19 protein-coding genes and 3 pseudogenes are annotated in these 20,176 nt (G+C 30.5%); 13 read left to right on the forward strand and 9 right to left on the reverse strand.

Annotated features, from left to right (window positions below):
- Positions 1–93: 93 nt before the first annotated feature.
- Both ACN1AG_RS03750 and ACN1AG_RS03755 read left to right on the forward strand, forming a co-directional pair.
- Positions 94–2,556, forward strand: a complete 2,463-nt coding sequence (locus ACN1AG_RS03750) for an ankyrin repeat domain-containing protein (RefSeq protein ID WP_417905502.1) — start codon at positions 94–96, stop codon at positions 2,554–2,556.
- A 152-nt stretch (positions 2,557–2,708) separates the two neighbouring features.
- A complete protein-coding gene (locus ACN1AG_RS03755) occupies positions 2,709–3,113 on the forward strand; it encodes a pyrimidine dimer DNA glycosylase/endonuclease V (RefSeq protein WP_417905503.1) in 405 nt (134 codons plus the stop codon).
- 111 nt (positions 3,114–3,224) lie between these two features.
- Here the strand turns inward: ACN1AG_RS03755 and ACN1AG_RS03760 are convergent, their stop codons facing one another.
- From ACN1AG_RS03760 to ACN1AG_RS03780, 5 genes and pseudogenes are all read right to left on the reverse strand, one after another.
- Positions 3,225–3,719, reverse strand: coding sequence for a helix-turn-helix domain-containing protein (locus ACN1AG_RS03760; RefSeq protein WP_417905504.1), 495 nt, complete (start codon positions 3,717–3,719; stop codon positions 3,225–3,227).
- Positions 3,720–3,764: 45 nt separating this feature from the next.
- Positions 3,765–4,366, reverse strand: a pseudogene (locus ACN1AG_RS03765) (IS5 family transposase); the annotation flags it as partial.
- A 72-nt stretch (positions 4,367–4,438) separates the two neighbouring features.
- Positions 4,439–4,792: a hypothetical protein gene (locus tag ACN1AG_RS03770; protein WP_417905505.1), complete on the reverse strand. Its 354-nt coding sequence runs from the start codon at positions 4,790–4,792 to the stop codon at positions 4,439–4,441.
- A gap of 3 nt (positions 4,793–4,795) precedes the next feature.
- Complete coding sequence (locus ACN1AG_RS03775) at positions 4,796–5,083, reverse strand: hypothetical protein (RefSeq protein ID WP_417905506.1); 288 nt, start codon at positions 5,081–5,083, stop codon at positions 4,796–4,798.
- Positions 5,084–5,095: 12 nt separating this feature from the next.
- Complete coding sequence (locus tag ACN1AG_RS03780; RefSeq protein ID WP_417905507.1) at positions 5,096–5,488, reverse strand: hypothetical protein; 393 nt, start codon at positions 5,486–5,488, stop codon at positions 5,096–5,098.
- Positions 5,489–5,799: 311 nt separating this feature from the next.
- On the opposite strand from ACN1AG_RS03780, the gene ACN1AG_RS03785 reads away from it, so the two are divergent.
- Positions 5,800–6,228: a helix-turn-helix domain-containing protein gene (locus ACN1AG_RS03785; protein WP_367363993.1), complete on the forward strand. Its 429-nt coding sequence runs from the start codon at positions 5,800–5,802 to the stop codon at positions 6,226–6,228.
- A 36-nt stretch (positions 6,229–6,264) separates the two neighbouring features.
- Here ACN1AG_RS03785 and ACN1AG_RS03790 read toward each other — a convergent pair whose 3' ends face one another.
- A complete protein-coding gene (locus ACN1AG_RS03790) occupies positions 6,265–8,610 on the reverse strand; it encodes a tetratricopeptide repeat protein (RefSeq protein ID WP_417905508.1) in 2,346 nt (781 codons plus the stop codon).
- A 587-nt stretch (positions 8,611–9,197) separates the two neighbouring features.
- On the opposite strand from ACN1AG_RS03790, the gene ACN1AG_RS03795 reads away from it, so the two are divergent.
- The 5 genes and pseudogenes from ACN1AG_RS03795 to ACN1AG_RS03815 all read left to right on the forward strand — a co-directional run bounded on the left by ACN1AG_RS03795 (position 9,198) and on the right by ACN1AG_RS03815 (position 13,837).
- A complete protein-coding gene (locus ACN1AG_RS03795; protein ID WP_417905509.1) occupies positions 9,198–9,569 on the forward strand; it encodes a hypothetical protein in 372 nt (123 codons plus the stop codon).
- A gap of 649 nt (positions 9,570–10,218) precedes the next feature.
- The gene (locus tag ACN1AG_RS03800; protein ID WP_417905510.1) at positions 10,219–12,456 is read left to right on the forward strand and encodes a tetratricopeptide repeat protein; all 2,238 of its coding nucleotides are present in this window, start codon (positions 10,219–10,221) and stop codon (positions 12,454–12,456) included.
- Positions 12,438–12,644 carry a hypothetical protein gene (locus ACN1AG_RS03805; RefSeq protein ID WP_417905511.1) on the forward strand — a complete coding sequence of 69 codons (207 nt, stop codon included), beginning with the start codon at positions 12,438–12,440 and terminating at the stop codon, positions 12,642–12,644. Before ACN1AG_RS03800 ends, ACN1AG_RS03805 begins: the two co-directional genes overlap by 19 nt.
- Before the next feature lie 479 nt (positions 12,645–13,123).
- Positions 13,124–13,636: pseudogene (locus tag ACN1AG_RS03810) on the forward strand (IS982 family transposase); the annotation flags it as partial.
- 6 nt (positions 13,637–13,642) lie between these two features.
- The gene (locus ACN1AG_RS03815) at positions 13,643–13,837 is read left to right on the forward strand and encodes a hypothetical protein (RefSeq protein ID WP_417905512.1); all 195 of its coding nucleotides are present in this window, start codon (positions 13,643–13,645) and stop codon (positions 13,835–13,837) included.
- 16 nt (positions 13,838–13,853) lie between these two features.
- Here the strand turns inward: ACN1AG_RS03815 and ACN1AG_RS03820 are convergent, their stop codons facing one another.
- Both ACN1AG_RS03820 and ACN1AG_RS03825 read right to left on the reverse strand, forming a co-directional pair.
- The gene (locus tag ACN1AG_RS03820; protein WP_417905513.1) at positions 13,854–14,198 is read right to left on the reverse strand and encodes a transposase; all 345 of its coding nucleotides are present in this window, start codon (positions 14,196–14,198) and stop codon (positions 13,854–13,856) included.
- Positions 14,198–14,961 (reverse strand): IS5 family transposase gene (locus tag ACN1AG_RS03825; RefSeq protein WP_417905514.1). Its coding sequence is split into 2 segments (ribosomal slippage): positions 14,198–14,626 and positions 14,629–14,961, totalling 762 coding nucleotides; the frame shifts between segments, so codons are not numbered across the junction. The genes ACN1AG_RS03820 and ACN1AG_RS03825 overlap by 1 nt, the downstream gene beginning before the upstream one ends.
- Positions 14,962–15,225: 264 nt before the next feature.
- On the opposite strand from ACN1AG_RS03825, the gene ACN1AG_RS03830 reads away from it, so the two are divergent.
- The 5 genes from ACN1AG_RS03830 to ACN1AG_RS03850 all read left to right on the forward strand — a co-directional run bounded on the left by ACN1AG_RS03830 (position 15,226) and on the right by ACN1AG_RS03850 (position 19,493).
- A complete protein-coding gene (locus ACN1AG_RS03830; RefSeq protein WP_417905447.1) occupies positions 15,226–16,266 on the forward strand; it encodes an IS630 family transposase in 1,041 nt (346 codons plus the stop codon).
- The gene (locus ACN1AG_RS03835) at positions 16,267–16,452 is read left to right on the forward strand and encodes a hypothetical protein (RefSeq protein ID WP_417905515.1); all 186 of its coding nucleotides are present in this window, start codon (positions 16,267–16,269) and stop codon (positions 16,450–16,452) included. It abuts the gene before it with no gap.
- Positions 16,453–17,749: 1,297 nt separating this feature from the next.
- Positions 17,750–18,343 carry a hypothetical protein gene (locus ACN1AG_RS03840; RefSeq protein ID WP_417905516.1) on the forward strand — a complete coding sequence of 198 codons (594 nt, stop codon included), beginning with the start codon at positions 17,750–17,752 and terminating at the stop codon, positions 18,341–18,343.
- A gap of 5 nt (positions 18,344–18,348) precedes the next feature.
- On the forward strand, positions 18,349–18,519 hold the full coding sequence (locus ACN1AG_RS03845) for a hypothetical protein (protein WP_417905517.1): 171 nt from the start codon (positions 18,349–18,351) through the stop codon (positions 18,517–18,519).
- A gap of 83 nt (positions 18,520–18,602) precedes the next feature.
- Positions 18,603–19,493, forward strand: a complete 891-nt coding sequence (locus tag ACN1AG_RS03850; protein WP_367363772.1) for an IS982 family transposase — start codon at positions 18,603–18,605, stop codon at positions 19,491–19,493.
- Positions 19,494–19,655: 162 nt separating this feature from the next.
- Here the strand turns inward: ACN1AG_RS03850 and ACN1AG_RS03855 are convergent.
- Positions 19,656–20,042 (reverse strand): annotated as a pseudogene (locus tag ACN1AG_RS03855) (IS982 family transposase); the annotation flags it as partial.
- Positions 20,043–20,176 lie beyond the last annotated feature (134 nt).

Below are 20,176 nucleotides of genomic sequence, written 5' to 3' on the forward strand. Positions count from 1 at the left end.
CCAAGGATTAATATTAGTATTATTTTTTTAATGGGATAGACAATTCGTATAAACAAAGATCTGTAAAAATTAAGAATGAGACTATAGAAAGATATGTATAGTAAATTGAAGCGTTTTTTTAGTAGAGCAAGAAAACTATCTCTAAGCGAACAGTTGTTGAATGCAATTCAGGCAGAGGATAAAACACAGTGTATAACAATTGTTAGTAACAATGAACAAAATCTAGAAAATTTAGATTTGTCAAAATGTCAACTAGCTTTACTTAAGAATCTAGCTGACAACCAAAATCAAGAGAGTCACATATTTTCTGATTTCAAACAGTCATTTGTAGATAGATTATCTGTAGAGCATATACCATCAACATTTTCAAGACAGATAAGCACACCTTCTAGAGGAACTGCTGTACCAAAGACATTTGTTACCCAAAAAAGTGTACCTTCTAGTATTCCCATTGTAGATATATCGCTGTCAGAGCTGGTAAGTACAAGTTCTAGAGCATCTTCTGTGCAAGAACCATCTTTAGACTCTATAGATTCTATGATATTGTATAGACTTATACAAAAGAATGATACTCATGCACTAAATGTATGTTTAGGACATAATATTGATCATAATATTGTAAGAAGCATATTAGATACAACAATAAAGCAAGATAATGTAGAAATAGTAGAATTATTATTAGGGTACTACACTGATGTTAATGCTAAAAATTCTTTAGGTAACACTCTATTACATATAGCAGTAAAATCAAAGAGTAAAAAAATAGTAGAGTTGTTATTACATGGTAACACTGATGTTAATATTGCGTTCTTACACAATTCTCCCTTGTATATAGCAATATCTAATAATTCTACTGAGATAGTAGAACTATTATTAACAAAATTGCAAACAGTAACTAAAGAAGAATTATTTAAAGCAGTAAGAAATGGTAATACTCAAATAGTACAATTGTTATTACCCAAGATTACTAATATTGATGCTATAGATTACAGTGGACGAACTGTATTACACATAGCATCATCTGATGGTAATATTAACATGGTTGAGTTTCTGTTACAACACCAAGCTAATCCTAATACTAAAGATAATGAGCAAAAAACACCGTTGGGATCAGCAATATCTAATAATTCTACTGAGATAGTAGAACTATTATTAACAAAATTGCAAACAGTAACTAAAGAAGAATTATTTAAAGCAGTAAAAAATGATAATACTCATATAATACAATTGTTATTACCCAAGATTACTAATATTGATATTAATACTATAGATTATAGTGGACGAACTGAATTACACATAGCATCATCTGATGGTAATATTAACATGGTTAAGTTTCTGTTACAACACCAAGCTAATCCTAATACTAAAGATAATAAACAAAAAACACCGTTGGAATCAGCAATATATCATGGTCATTTAAATATAGTGAAGCTGTTGTTTGATCACAAAGCTCATGATGACCTCACACATTTATTAGTTACAGCAGCAGTGAATAATCACAATAAAATTGTAAATTTTTTATTAGAAGAAAAAAATGCTAACCCGAGAAATGCCAAGTACAACGCAATGCCCTTGTTACATGTTATGATAACAAAGGGTAATATTGATATTGTAAAGATGCTAATAGAACATGGTGGTAATATTAATGTTGTATATAATTGTGAATATCCAATAGATGTTGCAATAAAAAAAGAACAATACCAAATACTGGAGTACTTGTTAGAACATAAAGATAAGATGGTTGAATATTTTTATGCGGTTGACTTTTCTGATCTTTTATTATCTAAGGCAATACATAATGATTGTCCTAAATTATTAGATATTTTATTGGAGAAACAGCACCAAGAGGTTAATTCTTTATGCAAATATAAAGGTAGTCCATTTAAAGATTCCTCTTCTCTAATACATATAGCTGCGTATTATGGAAATTTAGTACAACATCTATTAAACAAAGGAGTTAATATTGATTTAGTAGACAAAAATGGTGATACTGTGGCACACGTGGTAGTAATGAGAAATAATATTGATGTATTTAAGACTTTACTAAACAAAGGAGCTAATATAGATATAAAAAACAATAATGGTACATCTGTTCTAGATTTAGTTAATAATAGTAACAATCAAAATTTTGTTGATTATAGACAAGCACTTGACAAACTATCTGCATGTGTTATTCCTATTATAGTTGATGAAACACAGTCATTAAATGCTTCACATAGAAATATTTTGCAACAATATCAAGAGGTGAGAGAAAATTTATTATTCATACATTATATAAAACAAGGACTAGAAGCTCATGGAATTGATAATACAAGTGATATTAATAATTTATGGGTAAAACTAAATAATCGTATTAGTGAGTCTTATTTTCAGATTACTAACATAGTACAGACAAAATGTGTTCTTGAAAAAGGATTTGAGATATCTACTGATATACTAATGAAGATTTGTAAATATTTAAAATTAACTGATATAATTAATGATACAAAGGCTACTTGCACAAGTGATGTAAGTGATTTAGGAGCATGTTCAGACTTGATATCATTTGATTCGTGAAAATTGAAGTTATAAGCACCAAACAAACTGCTGTGCATTTGTAATAACATACATTGTATGAAATGTATGACCAAGTAAAGATTGACTCAAAAGATAAGTCGTAATTTTATCTTACATCTCTGTTGTAACAAGGTCTATAAATCACACATATTATGAACATTTTTATTACTAATATTTGTCCAATATTATCAGCACAGGCACTTGATAATAAACGAGTCCTAAAAATGATAGTTGAGTCTGCTCAATTACTTAGTACTGCTATTTTCTGCAATAGTCAAATTGTCTATCCTGATATTTATAAACCTACCCATTTGAAACACCCTTGTACTATTTGGGCATCTTCAAATAGAAATAACTGGTTTTGGCTTTCTGAACATCTTATAGCTCTTTGTCATGAATATACACATCGTTATCATAAGAAACATAAAACTCAACAATTAATCAGCAACTTACTTAAATATTCTTCGCATTTAATCGATGATAATAATATGACACCATTCGTCAATTGCACTAAATCAGACTATTTACAAATTACGTTAATTCGGGATAAGGATTAGTAAAAATAGCAGACATATATACACTACGAAGAGCAATTAATGTATGAATTCACAGAAATGCAATTTATACATATCCAAAATCTTGTATTAGTTATAGCTAAAGCATTTTTACTAATCCTTATCCCGAATTGACGTTTTTAGTAAACTGTAGTTTAACTTAAATAATTCTTGCTTGTCAAAATCCAGCTTAGCCGGTACTACTTTCGGCTTCTTGTAAACAAAACCCAGTTTGTATAGTAATTTTGTTACTCCCGTTATCGTATATGTCACCCCATATTTGTTCTCAATGTGATGCATGATATCTTTAGCATAAACATAATTATTTGCTTCTAGGTGAGTCACTAATTCTGCCCTATCACCATCACTTAATTTGCTTGTGCTACCGCCATTGTCGGTATCAAGCTTATTGGCTTTTTGATAATCAACAATATGTTTTCTTATCGCTTCGTGGCTCAAGAGTAGTACCTTAGCAATCTCTACATTACTATACCCATCGTCATACATCAAAACTGCCTTAATACGATCACGTATGCGTCCGTCTCGTTCTGTCTTATGACGTTCCTTCAACTTTTCTCTTTGTTCTTCTGTCAATACATTCTTTCTCATAATGTCCTAAACTTTATAATATCTTTCCTATCTTTGCAACTCTTCATTTATGAGTAGTATACCTTGATATCCTGTATCAGTAATCGCTTTAACCTTAGAATGGATAAGAATTTTGGATTCCTTAAATAATCTAAAGTCATGTTTTTTACCGTTAGAAAAATCTGTACATATTACTTGGTGTGTCTTCTTGTCTACCACTATTTGAGTTTTTAGTGTATGCCTTTTCTTCTTTCCTGAATAATAGAATTTTTGTTTTTTTTAGGTCTTTCTATAGGACTCTCAGTAGCATCAATCAAGACTACTTCATAATTCATATCACTCTTCATTAGAGCTTTACGACCTGGAAGAGCAAAGTTTGGGTGTTTAACTAGGGTGTCTTCTACCCATTTAACAGCTTTATATGCTGAACTTTCACTAATCCCATAGTTCTGACCTATATGGAAATAAGTACGGTATTCTCTAAGGTATTCTAAGGCCATCAGCAACTGTTCCTCCAAATTGAGCTTATTTTTACGCCCACCTTTTGATTTCTTAAGACCATCAGCTTGCCTCAAAATATCCACCATCTTTGAGAATGTTCCCTTCTTTACTCCTGTTAATCGACGAAATTTTTCATCCTCTAACTCTTTAATCTGATCGAATTTCATTATTACTTCAAATCAGATATTTATAACACCATTCTACATCATTGTCTAGTTTCGAAAGAAGTCTAATGTTAATTATTTTTGTTCCTTGGTCTGTGGCGTAGTATTGCTAGAGCTAGCAAATACTTTAAAGTCATCAAGTAGTGTTTTAAGATTCATATTTATGTCTTCTAACTGAAAGGTAGCATGTAATATATGATGTTCTTTCTTAACTGTACTATTAGCTAGCTCTGTGGTCTTTTGATATAGAGCTGCTATTTCATCTTGTGCTTTGATGTAAAAGTTAGAAAAATTATTGCAAATAACCTTGATGTCACTACAGGTTGCTCTGATTTGATTAAGCCATTTGACCGAGAGTAGTATTAATAATATCTGTCCGATGATTAGGCTAAATACTCCAATGGCCAAGGCTAATATTTGATAATTCATGTTTTAGTTCCTTTCCGCTATAACCTCTGTAAATCTAGATAAACTTGGTTGATTGATTGCTACTGAACCGTTACTGGATATTTTGACTCTGCTCAGCTCTGTCAATATTGGGTCTAAGGTACATTTGGCTGCATGTTCTGTTGCCACCTGCACTGCATTGCCAGTAGATGGCATTGCTTGCCCACTTGTCCTGTATCGTTTTTCCATATTCATCAGAAAGTTAAACATTACAACTATATACACCACCGCTATTACTACTATGGTTATGTTAAAGGTTTTTTCAATTTCCATATTACTCCTCCATTAAATTATTGGAGCAAGATGTGTGGTAGAATATAAGGCTATGTATTGTTTTATTACATTGATATAATCGAAACGTACGTAATGTATGATTAAATTGTTCAAAGTAATAAGGTACAATCTTGGTCTAGCAGTATTATTGACTTGATGACACCACTTACTAAAATTAGATTTATTTTTGAAATAATTGAAATTTAATTGGAACTCAGTATCACCATTATACCGATGTAAGAAGACTAGCACCGACAGAATAGCGATAGTAGTGGTATCTGACTTACCACACGAACGTAGCAATTTATGATACCAAATACCCGGTACTATATTACCAGTGAGGGTTATTTTATTAATTTCATTCCTTGCGTTATTGCATTCGGAATGGTTTTGTGCTATAAACATAGTTATCTGCGTTGTAAAAAGCGTTGTTAGTTTAACCAGTATTCTCTAAAAGTTTGCCGACCTACAAAGATTACTAGTTTTAGTAAGTTTTATTTTTTATTATGATTAGCTCTTAATAAACAACATCAAAAATGATGTTGTTTAATTATGTCTTGCCTTTAAATTCTATATATAGAATTATATGTATAACACTTTTATTACTAATGTCAATAATTATGCATATAAAATTTGACAAAAAAACATTTATGTGCGAATTAATACATAGTGGAACATAAATGTAACTAAAAAATAATTAAATTATTTAGAACATAATGTCATATACAACATTACAAAAAAATTTAGATAAAATTATTAAAGACCGTAATTACCAAGTTACTGAACTTGAAAGAAAAGCTGGTTTAAAGAAAAATAATATATACAATATTCTAAAGGGGATATCTAAAAAACCTTCAGCAGAGTTGTTACAAACGGTAGCCGATGTACTAGGTGTAACCGTTAAAGATTTATATAATCCCTTTATTGAAACAAAAAATTATTTAAATAATGATGATTTTGAATTGATGGAAAAAGTACTTAAGACTGTAATAGAAGAGATAAAAAACCTTAAGTTAGAAGTTACTGAAGTCGATCTAGTCAATATTATGTTAGAAGTGTTTAATTACTCGAAACCCGAACCCAAAAAAGAACTAGAGAAAAGGTTTATTAATTGGATATTACAACAACGCATACAAAAAAAGTAAATTTGGGGCAAAAGTGAATATTTTATCAAATTGTTATTAGTTTTTACACTTACTCAAAAGATCTATACTTCTAAAGTGGGTTTCACCAAATTTTTCTATGAGTTGGGTGCTAAATTTTGTATACCAAAATTTATTTGGTAAATTGCAAGTCGCTTTTGCTGCAGCCCAATACAGGTAGCTTACTCCATCGACATTTTTCATATTATCCCGATAATTATTATAATATAATACTTCTGCTGAAGCATAGGACTCAGCTACCTTTTCATTCTGACCAAGAGCTGCTAATGCATCTCCTTCAGCAACAAAAGCCTTGGCTAAGTATGTATCTGATGAAATGCTGATATCTTTATTAGATCTAGCCGAATCATTAATAAATATGACTATAGCTTTTTGAGCATAACCTAGAGCTTCTTGAGCATTGCCTAATCCTAGTTCAGCTCTTGACATTTGAGTAAAGATTCGACCAAATACTTCATGATCTTCTTTCTTTACTATCTTATGCATGTCATATACTTGTTTAGCTTGAGCATAAGCTTCTTGATATTGATTAAGAGAGTTAAGTATTGCAGCTTTACGTATGTAACTACTTGTAAGAAATAAATCATCCGGCTGTAATCCATTTTTAATAAACATTTCTATAGTTTTATTAATTTGTTCTAATGCTTCTAGGTATTTTCCTTGCACAAATAATAACCTTGCTTTAGAACCATATATATAACCTATATCTCTCTTCTCTACTAAACCATCGGTAAACATTTGCTGCATAACCTGAATATTTTCTTCTGCTTCTTGAATTTTACCTAAGTGAATATTAGATATAGCCAAAAAATAAAATATATTACATTTGAAAGCCCCATATCCCTTAACATTATCAAAAACTTCCCTTGCCCTAGTAAAATAATTAATTGCCATATAATGGTCAGTACAACTTATATAATATGTTCCTATTAACCCTAAATAACATGCATATTTACTTTTTGTATCATTATTCATTAGCCATAATTTAAACTTACCCTTTTTATCGTTTTTATTAAACCAACTGATCAGTTTCTCTGAATTATAAATATCTAGAAAATTAACATATCGTATTATCAATTGTAAATTTAACTTCATAAGTTTATAGATGTTAATATTGTATTTTTGGGTATTTGCTGCAATAATTTCTAGGTTTTCACGCATCGTTTTTGCTTCCTCAAAAACATGAGCCCTCATTACACTCTTCGGTACAGAGTTTATCAATTTAGTAACAATCTCTTCTAAATCATTTATATTATTCCCAATTCCACGCATCTCTGCTATTTTCTGAGCAATAACATCATGCATTTCAAAAACAGGATTGGTTTCATTTGGATCAGTATTAGAAATTAAAGCAAATTTAGACAGTTGATAAATATCATCATCAATGGTGTTTTTGTCATCAGCAATAATCTTCAATAGTTCCTTGGAAAAAGCTTGGTTATTGATTAAAGCTATCTTATTCAGTAATCTTTTAGCATTTGGCTTTAATTCCTTAATTGCTAAAGTAATGTTTGATTGAATTTTATCAGCAGAATCTCGTATCCTCTTTTTATACTCTTCTTGACTTAAACCCGGTACTTGGTTCAATAACTGTGTACCTTGTACTATCAATACAGGATAACCAACAAATTCTTGAACTAAAAACTCTGCTAGTTTAGGATCATCTTTTTCTAAAATATTATTAGCAAGTGTTATAGCATCATCTTTGTCAAAGACCGTCATCTTGACTATATTAGGTAATAACTCACTATCCTGAGAAGCAAAGATAACATGACCATTATGTTCCCAATTAATAAATTCTTGCACCTTGTGATTTTCTTTGATCTTTAAATTATCAAATACTAATAACCATTTATCTTTGCTTGATAAGTAAGATAACACTTCTTTTTTTGCTGATCCTACATCTTTCGATATTAAATTAGTCTTAGCCTTTTCATTAATTGACTTTGCTAGTTTTAAAAATTCTTCATTAATATCTAAGTTACAATCAATAAACCAAATAAGCTCATAATTATTTTTATTCTCATAAGCATACATTCTTGCAAGTTGAGTCTTGCCCATGCCACTAATGCCAACGAGACTTGTCTGCCTATATTTAATTAAATTATTTTTAACTAAAGTTAATTGTTTAACATGATCAGCAAAATAACTAACTGGTATAACAAGATTAGATATTGCCGCTTGAGCAACTGATGTATAAGACATAATTAATATCATCATTATTAATAGAGATTTTTTCTTTCTAATATTATTCACATATTTAGTAAAATCTAACACTTGCTCTTGTTTTTGTACTGATTTATTTATGATTCTTATATCTTTAAGATGTACTTTAAATTGGTAAATTTTAGTATTGTCAGACATATAAAAGCAATTTATCAGTTACATCAAATAGGGTAAAATATGTTTCAGGTGATATAGATTCATTTTGTAATATATTTTTATAAAAAGCTAGGCATATTTTTTAGCAGAATTTAGCTTTGCCCCTGATTTTGAATGGTCTCCGTAATAGAAGAGCTACAGAGGTATTTTCTCTTTACTCCCAATAAAATCTTTCCATAATCTGACGGTAAATCCCCTTTTTTCCGAAGAACGTCCTTGTGTGATTCGTGCAAGAAATTAAAAAACCATTTGTCATGCAAACTGTCATTGACTTTATCTACGTATAGTTTAAAATCAAAAGTAGAGTAACTGCAAAGTTACTTTTGGGTGTCGAAATCTCTATTGAGTAGCCGGTAGGCATCAGCCGTAAAAGGGGTGGCCCGCGATTGTTATGGTCGGGGAGGTGCTAGTTATGTTCAGGACTTAAGGTTTGCACCTTAAGCCTAAAGGCTATCGTAACTGTCTATTCACGGTTTTTCGAACTCCCCCGATCGCCAAAGTAATCTCTCAAGATTCTTTGGTGGTTAAAGCTTGATAACTTTAAGTTTAATCACAGAGGGGATGTCGTTATGACTAGTCAAATAGGTAAAAAAGCCATTATCCTATCATATTTATCACATGCCTATTCTGAACCATTAAAATTAAAAGAATCTTTGATTGACTTCTGCAAGGATAATAATTTTACTATAATCAAAATTATTGTTGCAAAAGATAAATACAATAACAAAGCACTTTGTAAATTAATTCAAATCGTAGTCAAACAATATAGCTATAACAGTCCCGTCAACCTAATAAGAAGTATCTTTAAGGATATTCATTGCTTCTTAACTTGGGTAGTAATTGGCACTTTACTAGAGGCTAAGCTAATTAACAAACTTTATGTCCAAGAAAATATACTGCATGCTGCTAATGCTAAAAAGGTCAGGTTGATAATTTTCTAGAAATGAACCATAATTTATTTACTCTATGTTTTTTTTATTTTGAACGCATAATGCTTTCTACTACAGTAACAATAGATGATAGTGATGATGAGGAACTATCGTTAATTGAGTTGGATTTGATACTATGTGCAAAGAGCTAATCAAATTAATTGACTATATTATGATAGAAAAAACAATAAATAATGACCCTGTTCTTATATTAGCAGGGGTAATAAGTAGGTTTAGATCAAAGTGAGCATATTTAGAACAGAATATTTGAAAATGAGAATCAATAATGTTCTAGAAGGTGGTTAAAATCTAAATATACTTTGGTTTTATTTATTTTCTTCATTACTATTCATTTATTAACGAAAGGATTACGTATGAATTCGGGATAAGGTTATAATTTAGAGCTCTATCGGCGTTATACATGTCAAAAATCACCATAAGGGATTATACGAACTTTGAGATTGTAAAGATGGTCTACTGATACTAGGTTAGTGAAATTTAGGTTCAGAATTAGCAAACAAACTTTCTTGCTTTTTAATGATTTTTATTATTAATATTCAAACTTAAGTTGAATTATTTCTGCTTATTATTTATAGTTATCCGTATAATATGTTTTATACGTACCGTTAGGGCATAATTTATTTTTCAACAGTTTCATCATATGAAAAAATTTTTACTATTAATCATATTATTAATCATTAACACTAGAACTTTGGCAAAAGAACAAATAACTAATTTAATCACCCCGGTTAGTTATTTTGTCAATCATGAGCAGCAACTTAAAATTCTTGAGAAACATTTAGATAAATATAGACAAGCAAGTATAGTGGGTACTAGCGGTATAGGTAAAACTCAATTAATTAGGATGTATAGTTATGAGAATAAAAATAAGTATGATCTAATTTGGTTTTTTGATTGTAACCTAGACCTTAATGAACAATTTGTTAAATTAGCCCAACAACTCAATATGGTTAAACAAACTAATATATCTGAAGCAATAACTCTAGCCAAAAAAGAAGTAATGTCATATTTAACTTCTACTAGTAAATGGTTATTGGTGTTTGATAATTTAAAAGTTAATGAAAATAAAAAAATTCAGAACTTTATTGATTGGGAACATAATGGTAATGTAGTGTTTTGTTCTCAAAATAACGAGAGATTACCTAATGTTATATTAATGACCTTGTTTAATAAACCTACTATCGTAGCTTTGGCTAATAGTTTATTGGATAATAAGGATAAAAATAGTATCGAATTTTTAACGCAATCTTTTAGTGGTTATCCAATACTTATAGTTCAGGGGGCTCAATTACTCAATAAAATTAAAGGTCTAGATAAAGAAGAGTATAAAAAGAAAATTTATCAATCAACTGATAAAATAGCAACAAATATCAGCATGGCTATTCAAGAATTAAAACCTAGTGCAGTAAATTTACTTAATAAAATAGCTTTGATAAATAACCAAAGTTTCTCAAAACAATTACTTGCTATAATTATTGATAACAAGGATACTCTGGATGATGATATATACCAATTATCTAAGTTTATGTTGATTAGCAATATTGATTCTAATCAGGATAATCCTATTTTTGAAATGAATGATGTAGTTAGCGACAAAATAATGGAGATGAATGGGGATGAAAACAATAGAATATATTTAGAGGATATTATTCTAAAATTACCTAAGCTAAAGGGGGTTCATTCCGCACATGTATGGAGAGCCAGTAAGACTATATCCGAAAATTTAGAGATTATTTTTCAAAATGCTGAAAAATATAATATTAACATATATTTAATGCTTAACTTGAGATTGCAATTGTTTGCCTCATATATGAATGCCTGGAATCTATATAAATCAAAGCAAATGGTTAACTGGTTTGAACAAAAAGAACAAGACGAACAGTTTAAATTTTGGCAAATGTCTACTTATCAAAAATTCTGTTACGCTAGATATTTAGTGGGAGTAGGACTTTACAATAGAGTAACATCGATAAATTATCAAAAAACTATTTCTTATTTAACTAAAGCACTTAAAGTTTTAGATACCCTAGGTGATGATTATGATTATATTTATTCTAAATTTAACTGTAGCTTAAACATTGCTCTAACTCATGTATATTTAGGTAATATAAAAACTGCTGAAGAAATTATTAACGAAATGGAGAAACTATTTAAACATAGGATAGAGGGAGGAGATATATTTATATTGTATCATGTAAAAGCTAGAATATCTTTTATTCAAGGTAAATATAATGAGGCTTTAGAATATGTTAATAAAGGCATTGAGGTATGGAAAATGTTAGATCCTAATGATTTGGGTTTTACTAGAGATTATTTATTTAGGGCAACAATACTAAGCTCTATTGGCAAATATCAAGAAGCTTATGCTCAAACTCAACAAGTATATAATATGCATAAATCTGTAAACCAAGAGGCATTAGGTTATATTTATACACAAATGGCAAAAAGTGAATTAGGATTAAATAAAATAGATATTGCTTTAGATCATATTAATAGAGCTATAACAATATTTTTAGCAGATGAGCGTAGAAATCCTAAGAATGTAGATCATTTGGAAGATCCAGATTTAGCAGCAAGTTATGTAGTGCAAGGTGATATTTTACTTAGTCAAGGTAACATTAAAGAAGGTATAGAATCTTATAAAAAAGCTTACGCTATATACCACTATTTCTATGGGGATAAAAGTAAAAATGTTGTTCAAGTAAGTGAGTTATATAACAAAGGAGCAAAGGCCGCTTGTAAAAGCAAAGATTTATATAATTATAAATTTTTTGGCAAGCCACAAATTAAGGAATTTGGCATACACCATCCTAATACCGTTGATATGCTTGAATATTGTAAACAATATGCCATAGATTTATGGGACAAGAACAATTAAGCGTTAAGGTCGCATTTGTAAATCGTGGTTTAAGAGTTAATCATATAAATTGTGATATTGGTAAACAAAGTGCTGATATTATTAAGCCTCTTGAAAAAGTTAGCTCTTATTTCCAAGAGATAATATATGATAAAACACTAGCTAATGAACTTAAACAGCAGTATTCCTCATTCATCTATCGAATATAACGTTTGATTAAGATTATGGTTGTATATTTTCATTACTCTTAGTATGTTGATTATTATTTTCTTCTTCGGTCTTGCCTTTAGGATTGTTAAGTTTGACAAATTCTCTGAATTCATCAAGTAGCATTTCTATACATATATGCATCTCTTCTAAACGAAACGTGATATGTAATATAACCTCAGTTCGATATAAGAATTATTAATTCTTATATCGAACTGGCTTTGTTATAAGGAAAAATGCACTCTTGAAACGGTTCTGCGAGTGCATTTTAACTTTTTTCATCATTCAATATGTGATTTTAATTATTAAAATCACATATTACGTCAATTCGGGATAAGGATTAGTAAAAATGCTTTAGCTATAACTAATACAAGATTTTGGATATGTATAAATTGCATTTCTGTGAATTCATACATTAATTGCTCTTCGTAGTGTATATATGTCTGCTATTTTTACTAATCCTTATCCCGAATTAACGTGTTATAGCAATAAAGTTTTTAAAGGATTAGCCAAACATAGTAAATCCTCTATGGGGTATTTTTATGGTTTTAAATTACATGTAATAATCAATAATAAAGGGGAGTTTATGGCATTAAAAGTGACCAAAGGCAATGTAGATGATAGGGTTCCAGTACCGGAGTTAACAAAAAGATTAACTGGAATTATAGCAGCTGATAAAGGTTATATTAAGCAAAATTTGTTCTTAAATTTATATGAAAGAGGCTTAAAAATGATTCATGGAATTAAGAAGAATATGGAAAATAAATTAATGGATTTGAAAGAAAAAATCTTACTTCGAAAGCGTAACTTAATTGAAACAGTTTTTGATTATCTAAAAAATAAAATGAACCTTGAACATACTAGACATAGATCACCAATAAATGCCTTTGTCCATATATTATCTACTCTTGTTGCTTATTCATTAAAGAAAAATAAACCTTCAACAAAATTTGATTTTAATCTACATGTTCTCAATATCCTTATCCCGAATTGACGTAAATTGCTTGGTTTACTTGCTATAGCATTTACTTTTGCTTATGTTGTGGGTCAATGGCAAAATTCTATCAAACCTATAAAGCTTAAAAAACATGGTAGAAAGTCTATCTCCTTATTCAGGTATGGCTTAGATTACTTGCAGAGAATATTTTTGAATATTGAAGAAATGATAGAAAAATGGATGGAAGTGAGTCAATAATTTTTTTTGTGTAAGTTCATTTTTTATTTTCCAATAAATCATATTTAAAATCTCCACAAAGTATTTCAAATTGATTTAAAGCTAATGACCAATCTTTTATAGGCATAGTCCATTTTTTAGCCGCATTTTGTAAGGCTAAAAATATTATCTTTTGAATTGATTTATCATCTGGAAATACACCTTTATTTTTAATAATTTTCCTAATTTGACGATTTATAGACTCTATAGTATTCGTGGTATAAATCACCTTTCTAATCTCCTCAGGAAAGGCAAAAAATGGTATTATTCCTGACCAACTACGCTGCCAAATATCAGAAATTACTGGATATTTTTTATCCCATTTTATACTAGGGTGTGTCATCAATTGAGGCAAATTACCATGGAAACCATATAAACAGCTCCTAAAAAGTTCTGAGATGTTTTGTCATATCGTGTTGCGATAGCTCTATATTGCTTCAATTTTGCAAAAAAGTTCTCAATCAAATGCCTAGCTTTATAAAGATCCTTATCATAATTAGTTGGATTCACACGATTCTTCTTTGGGGGAATCACAACTGTACATCCCTTATCTTTCAGCTTATTTCGCATACGTGCATCGGCATCATAAGCCTTATCAGCAAGTACAGCATCCGCTTTCGTCAATTCATTCATCAAAACATCAGATCCTTGCAAATCATGAGCTTGACTCGGGGTAAGATGGAATCCCGTTGGATTCCCTAGAGCGTCACATGTGGCATGGATTTTAGTACTCAGCCCCCCTTTACCTCGTCCAATTGCTTGGTCATCCTCTAACTCTTTTTTTTAGCACCAGCACTATGTTGATGACTCCTAACAATGGTTGAATCAATCATGGCATACTCGTTATCAGCATCTTCAGCCAACATCTCAAAAACCTTTTTCCACACACCTGTCTTGCTCCACCTTGAATGACGTAGGTGAATCACTCGAAAATCTCCAAAACGTTCAGGTAGGTCTCTCCAAGGTATACCAGCCCTATATCGATACAAGATTGCTTCTACAAATAGGCGATTATCCTTGGCTGTTACACCAACAGACTCTTTCCTTCCAGGTAGGTTATCTTTAATCCGATCCCATTGATCGTCACGTAGAGCATATCGACGCATAGAGAAAATTTATTCTTAATTTTTTCTCTATTACACAACAAATAAACGCTCCTGTCAACTTAATTGATGACACGCCCTAGTTTTAAATTTATTTTGATAAATTAATCCTATCTGACTGTGGAGATGGTAGCTTATTTTTAAAATTTGTTATAGCCTGCCCTTGACGCTTATGTAAAGCTAACTGATTTATTTTTAGACGGTGATATACTACTCATAAATGAAGAGTTGCAAAGACAGGAGAGATATTATAAAGTTTAGGACATTATGAGAAAGAATGTATTGACAGAAGAACAAAGAGAAAAGTTGAAGGAACGTCATAAGACAGAACGAGACGGACGCATACGTGATCGTATTAAGGCAGTTTTGATGTATGACGATGGGTATAGTAATGTAGAGATTGCTAAGGTACTACTCTTGAGCCACGAAGCGATAAGAAAACATATTGTTGATTATCAAAAAGCCAATAAGCTTGATACCGACAATGGCGGTAGCACAAGCAAATTAAGTGATGGTGATAGGGCAGAATTAGTGACTCACCTAGAAGCAAATAATTATGTTTATGCTAAAGATATCATGCATCACATTGAGAACAAATATGGGGTGACATATACGATAACGGGAGTAACAAAATTACTATACAAACTGGGTTTTGTTTACAAGAAGCCGAAAGTAGTACCGGCTAAGCTGGATTTTGACAAGCAAGAATTATTTAAGTTAAACTACAGTTTACTAAAAGGGGATCTCAGAGATAAGGAAGCCATATATTTTATGGATGGTGTTCATCCTCAGTATCAAGCAAGGGCAAGGTGCGGTTGGATAAGAAAGAACCAAGATAAGACCTTACCAACATTCAGTGGCTGGAGAAGAAAGCACATGATTGGTGCTATTAACCTAGCCGATTTACAGTTAGTAAGCACAGAGAACCCCAAAATAAATGGGGAGCAGATAGTTAATTTTCTACAAAGGTTGGAAGAGGAGAATAGTGACAAGGAAAGAATATATTTAATCTGTGACAATGCTAGTTACCACAAATCCAAGAAAGTTAAGGAATACCTAGTAAATACTAAAATAGAGCTAGTATTTTTGCCACCATATAGTCCAAATCTTAACCCAATTGAGAGATTATGGAAGTTTATGCACAGTATTACAACTAATAATAAATTTTATCATAATTTTGAACAATTTTCGGAAGCAATAAACAAATTTTTTAGCAACATCGGCGATTATAAAGATAGGTTACGTACCTTAATAAACGATAATTTCCAGACTATTACCGTTAACCATTTTTGCAACTCTTCAGGTTAATTGAGTATATATTTATATTGCATTTTAATAGCAGCAATTTTGTTTATAATTTTTAGAATTAGTAATAAACTAACAGGATTTAAGATGGCGTTATTAAAGTTTACTTTGTTCATTGAGAAGGAACTTATTAAAGATATTGTACTTTTTTGTGGCGGTAATCCAAACTTGGTGGAGCTGAAAATATGATCCCCTTCGAACTTTCGACAGTTATGGTCTGAGACCCCGGTAGAGCGATAGTTGCTTGCCTTAGCGCAACTACGCATCCTGTTTTCCATGATATGAAGCATGTCAACCTCTACGATTTTACCCATCTCGGAGCTTATATCCTTCACTTACGTTACAACCCACTACATCCCTCCTCTCAGCTTCACATAATTCGTTACCTCCCTATGCGTGAAATTTGGTTCTACGCTGTTGGCTAAACTTTGCGTAGGTTGGACTCCCACCAACTGTAATTTATCCGCTTTGCCTAGCACCATCATAATAGGGTTATTTTAGTTAATTGCTTAAAACCCTTTCAGGAAATAATTCTGCCAAGCTATTGGGGCTAAAAATTTTTACGTATAACCCCAATTCGGGATAAGAATTGACAAATTCTTATCCCGAATTCGCGTATTTTAGAACAGAAGGTTATGTAATAAACAAAGATTCTCAATCCCATGCAAGGCTAATGTAGGGGATGAACGTATTAATGGCACAATCTTATGTTGATAGTTTAAGTGATAACGTTAAAAGGAGTCTAGATCATAAATTTCGTATTTCAGAACCTTAAACGTCAGGGGCAAAAAAAAACTTGAACCTGTCCTACGTTTCCCGCTGCAATATTTTTGAAAAAACGACAACTTGTACCAAAGTGGCGGGGAGCATGGTGTACGTTGCGAACTTTTTACCAGTTTAGGTTAGAATTTTTGCAAATCTCTTTAAAGCCTAATTATAACAAGATTCTGCCCATAACAGGTCTTTTATAGTTAGCCCCTAGTGGATAAATTTAGAATCTCGATAGACATAAAATTATTAGTTATTCAAACTCTTGTATTATTAGTAATATTGATAAATACAAAGGTAAATTACTTACTCTTATAACTGAGCAATTTCAGACTATAACTTTTAATCATTTTGCCAACTCTTCAGGTTAATTGAGTATATTAGGGATTTTCTAATGATTCTTTCTATTGCTATTTTTCATAATGACTGATACAAAATAATATTTTGTTCTCAAACCCCTTGTTTTACATTCCAATTCTTCAAATTATTTGAGTATAATTAGTACATAATTACCACTAAATTTGATATCCCACTATTTTTTTTATCAAAAACACTTTACATATTAAAATATATTCCATACTGTATAAAATATATAATTTGGAGAATAAATAAGCTTCCTAATTTTATCATTGGAGTATACAGATCAGCAGAACATTTTTAAGAACGTCCTTTACAGGAGTTTTTGAGATTATTGAAATATAAAAACTAGGGGTAATATATGGCTAAAGAAAGATTAGAAGCATTAGGCTTATCAGTAATTACAGGAAAATACGGACAAGCATTAAATAGTAAACTTGTCTTTTTAAATAATAATCCACCGATTGATACTGTAAAAAATCTAGTTAGTCTGCAGAGTAAGTTAAGTAGTAAAACGTCGGCTAAAGAAATATTACAGACATTAAAGGATGAATTTAATACTTTAAGTAATAATCCGCTGATGGATATTGAAGGAAATTTGAGTACCCTACAGAGCAAGTTGAGTAGTGAAAAATCTTCTTATAATAGTCATGTATCGCAGAATAGTAGTTTATCTTCGCAATTATCACAAGCTCAAAGTGATCTTGCTAATAAGCAAAGTACTCTGAGTAGTACTCAATATAATCTTAGTAATATTCAATCTACTCTCACTAGCAAGCAAAATAATCTTGCAACATTACAAACTAAACTTAATGGGCAACAGGCTTTAGTAGGTAAAATACAAAGCTATTTAAGTGATTATCAAGAGAATCCAACATCTACCACAGGCACAGTTGACAATGATCAACTAGCTAAAAATCTGATTGGTGAACTAGCACAATTAAATTTGGAGTAAATATTATGAAAATACGAGATTTTGTAAAGGATAGAATTATATTAGCTGAGGAGCTTGTTCAATATAGGGAATTCAAAACAGATGTATCCGTAGTATCTATTACAGATAATACCGTAACAGCTAAGAGAATACAAAAGTTTATTTTACATAATACGTCAGTTCGGGATAAGATATAGATGAAATAGTAATAGATAAAAGGATTGTCAAAAAGGAGTGCCTGCAGTATTTATATTTTTAAACAAAAAAACAAACTACAGGCATGAAAAAAGATATCACAGAATTATATAGTTTTATAGATGATTTTTGTAAAATTTATTTGGAGTATGAACAGAGAAAGTTATTACCATCAAATAAGCAGAGAAATCGCTGTTGTAGCATGAGTTTAAGTGAAATGTTAACAATAATAATTATGTTTCATACATCCTATGCTAAGAATTTTAAATTTTTCTATAAAAGTTATATAGAGTGCATGCATAAGGATGATTTCCCTAAAGCCTTGAGTTATAATAGATTTGTTGAATTAATGGCACGATTATTCATACCGCTAAATATGTTGATTCATTTGTTGTTTGGTGAAGAAACAGGTATTTATTTTATTGACTCTACAACGATTAAAGCTTGTCACAATAAAAGGCGTTATAGCAATAAAGTTTTTAAAGGATTAGCCAAACATAGTAAATCCTCTATGGGGTATTTTTATGGTTTTAAATTACATGTAATAATCAATAATAAAGGGGAGTTTATGGCATTAAAAGTGACCAAAGGCAATGTAGATGATAGGGTTCCAGTACCGGAGTTAACAAAAAGATTAACTGGAATTATAGCAGCTGATAAAGGTTATATTAAACAAAATTTGTTCTTAAATTTATATGAAAGAGGCTTAAAAATGATTCATGGAATTAAGAAGAATATGGAAAATAAATTAATGGATTTGAAAGAAAAAATCTTACTTCGAAAGCGTAACTTAATTGAAACAGTTTTTGATTATCTAAAAAATAAAATGAACCTTGAACATACTAGACATAGATCACCAATAAATGCCTTTGTCCATATATTATCTACTCTTGTTGCTTATTCATTAAAGAAAAATAAACCTTCAACAAAATTTGATTTTAATCTACATGTTCTCAATATCCTTATCCCGAATTGACGTTATAACACGTTAATTCGGGATAAGGATTAGTAAAAATAGCAGACATATATATACTACGAAGAGCAATTAATGTATGAATTCACAGAAATGCAATTTATACATATCCAAAATCTTGTATTAGTTATAGCTAAAGCATTTTTACTAATCCTTATCCCGAATTGACGTATAACGCCTTTTATTGTGACAAGCTTTAATCGTTGTAGAGTCAATAAAATAAATACCTGTTTCTTCACCAAACAACAAATGAATCAACATATTTAGCGGTATGAATAATCGTGCCATTAATTCAACAAATCTATTATAACTCAAGGCTTTAGGGAAATCATCCTTATGCATGCACTCTATATAACTTTTATAGAAAAATTTAAAATTCTTAGCATAGGATGTATGAAACATAATTATTATTGTTAACATTTCACTTAAACTCATGCTACAACAGCGATTTCTCTGCTTATTTGATGGTAATAACTTTCTCTGTTCATACTCCAAATAAATTTTACAAAAATCATCTATAAAACTATATAATTCTGTGATATCTTTTTTCATGCCTGTAGTTTGTTTTTTTGTTTAAAAATATAAATACTGCAGGCACTCCTTTTTGACAATCCTTTTATCTATTACTATTTCATCTATATCTTATCCCGAACTGACGTATATTGCATTTTCTAAAAAATTTGTCA

The sequence above is a fragment of the Candidatus Tisiphia endosymbiont of Micropterix aruncella genome (assembly GCF_965178575.1).
GTDB lineage: Bacteria > Pseudomonadota > Alphaproteobacteria > Rickettsiales > Rickettsiaceae > Tisiphia.

What these genes read in the sequence shown, in the direction of transcription:
- ACN1AG_RS03770 (WP_417905505.1), bottom strand. Translation starts at nt 4,792, where the DNA reads ATGAATTATCAAATATTAGCCTTGGCCATTGGAGTATTTAGCCTAATC.
- ACN1AG_RS03845 (WP_417905517.1), top strand. Translation starts at nt 18,349, where the DNA reads ATGAAAATACGAGATTTTGTAAAGGATAGAATTATATTAGCTGAGGAG.
- ACN1AG_RS03760 (WP_417905504.1), bottom strand. Translation starts at nt 3,719, where the DNA reads ATGAGAAAGAATGTATTGACAGAAGAACAAAGAGAAAAGTTGAAGGAA.
- ACN1AG_RS03785 (WP_367363993.1), top strand. Translation starts at nt 5,800, where the DNA reads ATGTCATATACAACATTACAAAAAAATTTAGATAAAATTATTAAAGAC.
- ACN1AG_RS03800 (WP_417905510.1), top strand. Translation starts at nt 10,219, where the DNA reads ATGAAAAAATTTTTACTATTAATCATATTATTAATCATTAACACTAGA.
- ACN1AG_RS03795 (WP_417905509.1), top strand. Translation starts at nt 9,198, where the DNA reads ATGACTAGTCAAATAGGTAAAAAAGCCATTATCCTATCATATTTATCA.
- ACN1AG_RS03830 (WP_417905447.1), top strand. Translation starts at nt 15,226, where the DNA reads ATGAGAAAGAATGTATTGACAGAAGAACAAAGAGAAAAGTTGAAGGAA.
- ACN1AG_RS03850 (WP_367363772.1), top strand. Translation starts at nt 18,603, where the DNA reads ATGAAAAAAGATATCACAGAATTATATAGTTTTATAGATGATTTTTGT.
- ACN1AG_RS03750 (WP_417905502.1), top strand. Translation starts at nt 94, where the DNA reads ATGTATAGTAAATTGAAGCGTTTTTTTAGTAGAGCAAGAAAACTATCT.
- ACN1AG_RS03820 (WP_417905513.1), bottom strand. Translation starts at nt 14,198, where the DNA reads ATGACACACCCTAGTATAAAATGGGATAAAAAATATCCAGTAATTTCT.
- ACN1AG_RS03755 (WP_417905503.1), top strand. Translation starts at nt 2,709, where the DNA reads ATGAACATTTTTATTACTAATATTTGTCCAATATTATCAGCACAGGCA.
- ACN1AG_RS03805 (WP_417905511.1), top strand. Translation starts at nt 12,438, where the DNA reads ATGGGACAAGAACAATTAAGCGTTAAGGTCGCATTTGTAAATCGTGGT.
- ACN1AG_RS03775 (WP_417905506.1), bottom strand. Translation starts at nt 5,083, where the DNA reads ATGGAAATTGAAAAAACCTTTAACATAACCATAGTAGTAATAGCGGTG.
- ACN1AG_RS03780 (WP_417905507.1), bottom strand. Translation starts at nt 5,488, where the DNA reads ATGTTTATAGCACAAAACCATTCCGAATGCAATAACGCAAGGAATGAA.
- ACN1AG_RS03790 (WP_417905508.1), bottom strand. Translation starts at nt 8,610, where the DNA reads ATGTCTGACAATACTAAAATTTACCAATTTAAAGTACATCTTAAAGAT.
- ACN1AG_RS03840 (WP_417905516.1), top strand. Translation starts at nt 17,750, where the DNA reads ATGGCTAAAGAAAGATTAGAAGCATTAGGCTTATCAGTAATTACAGGA.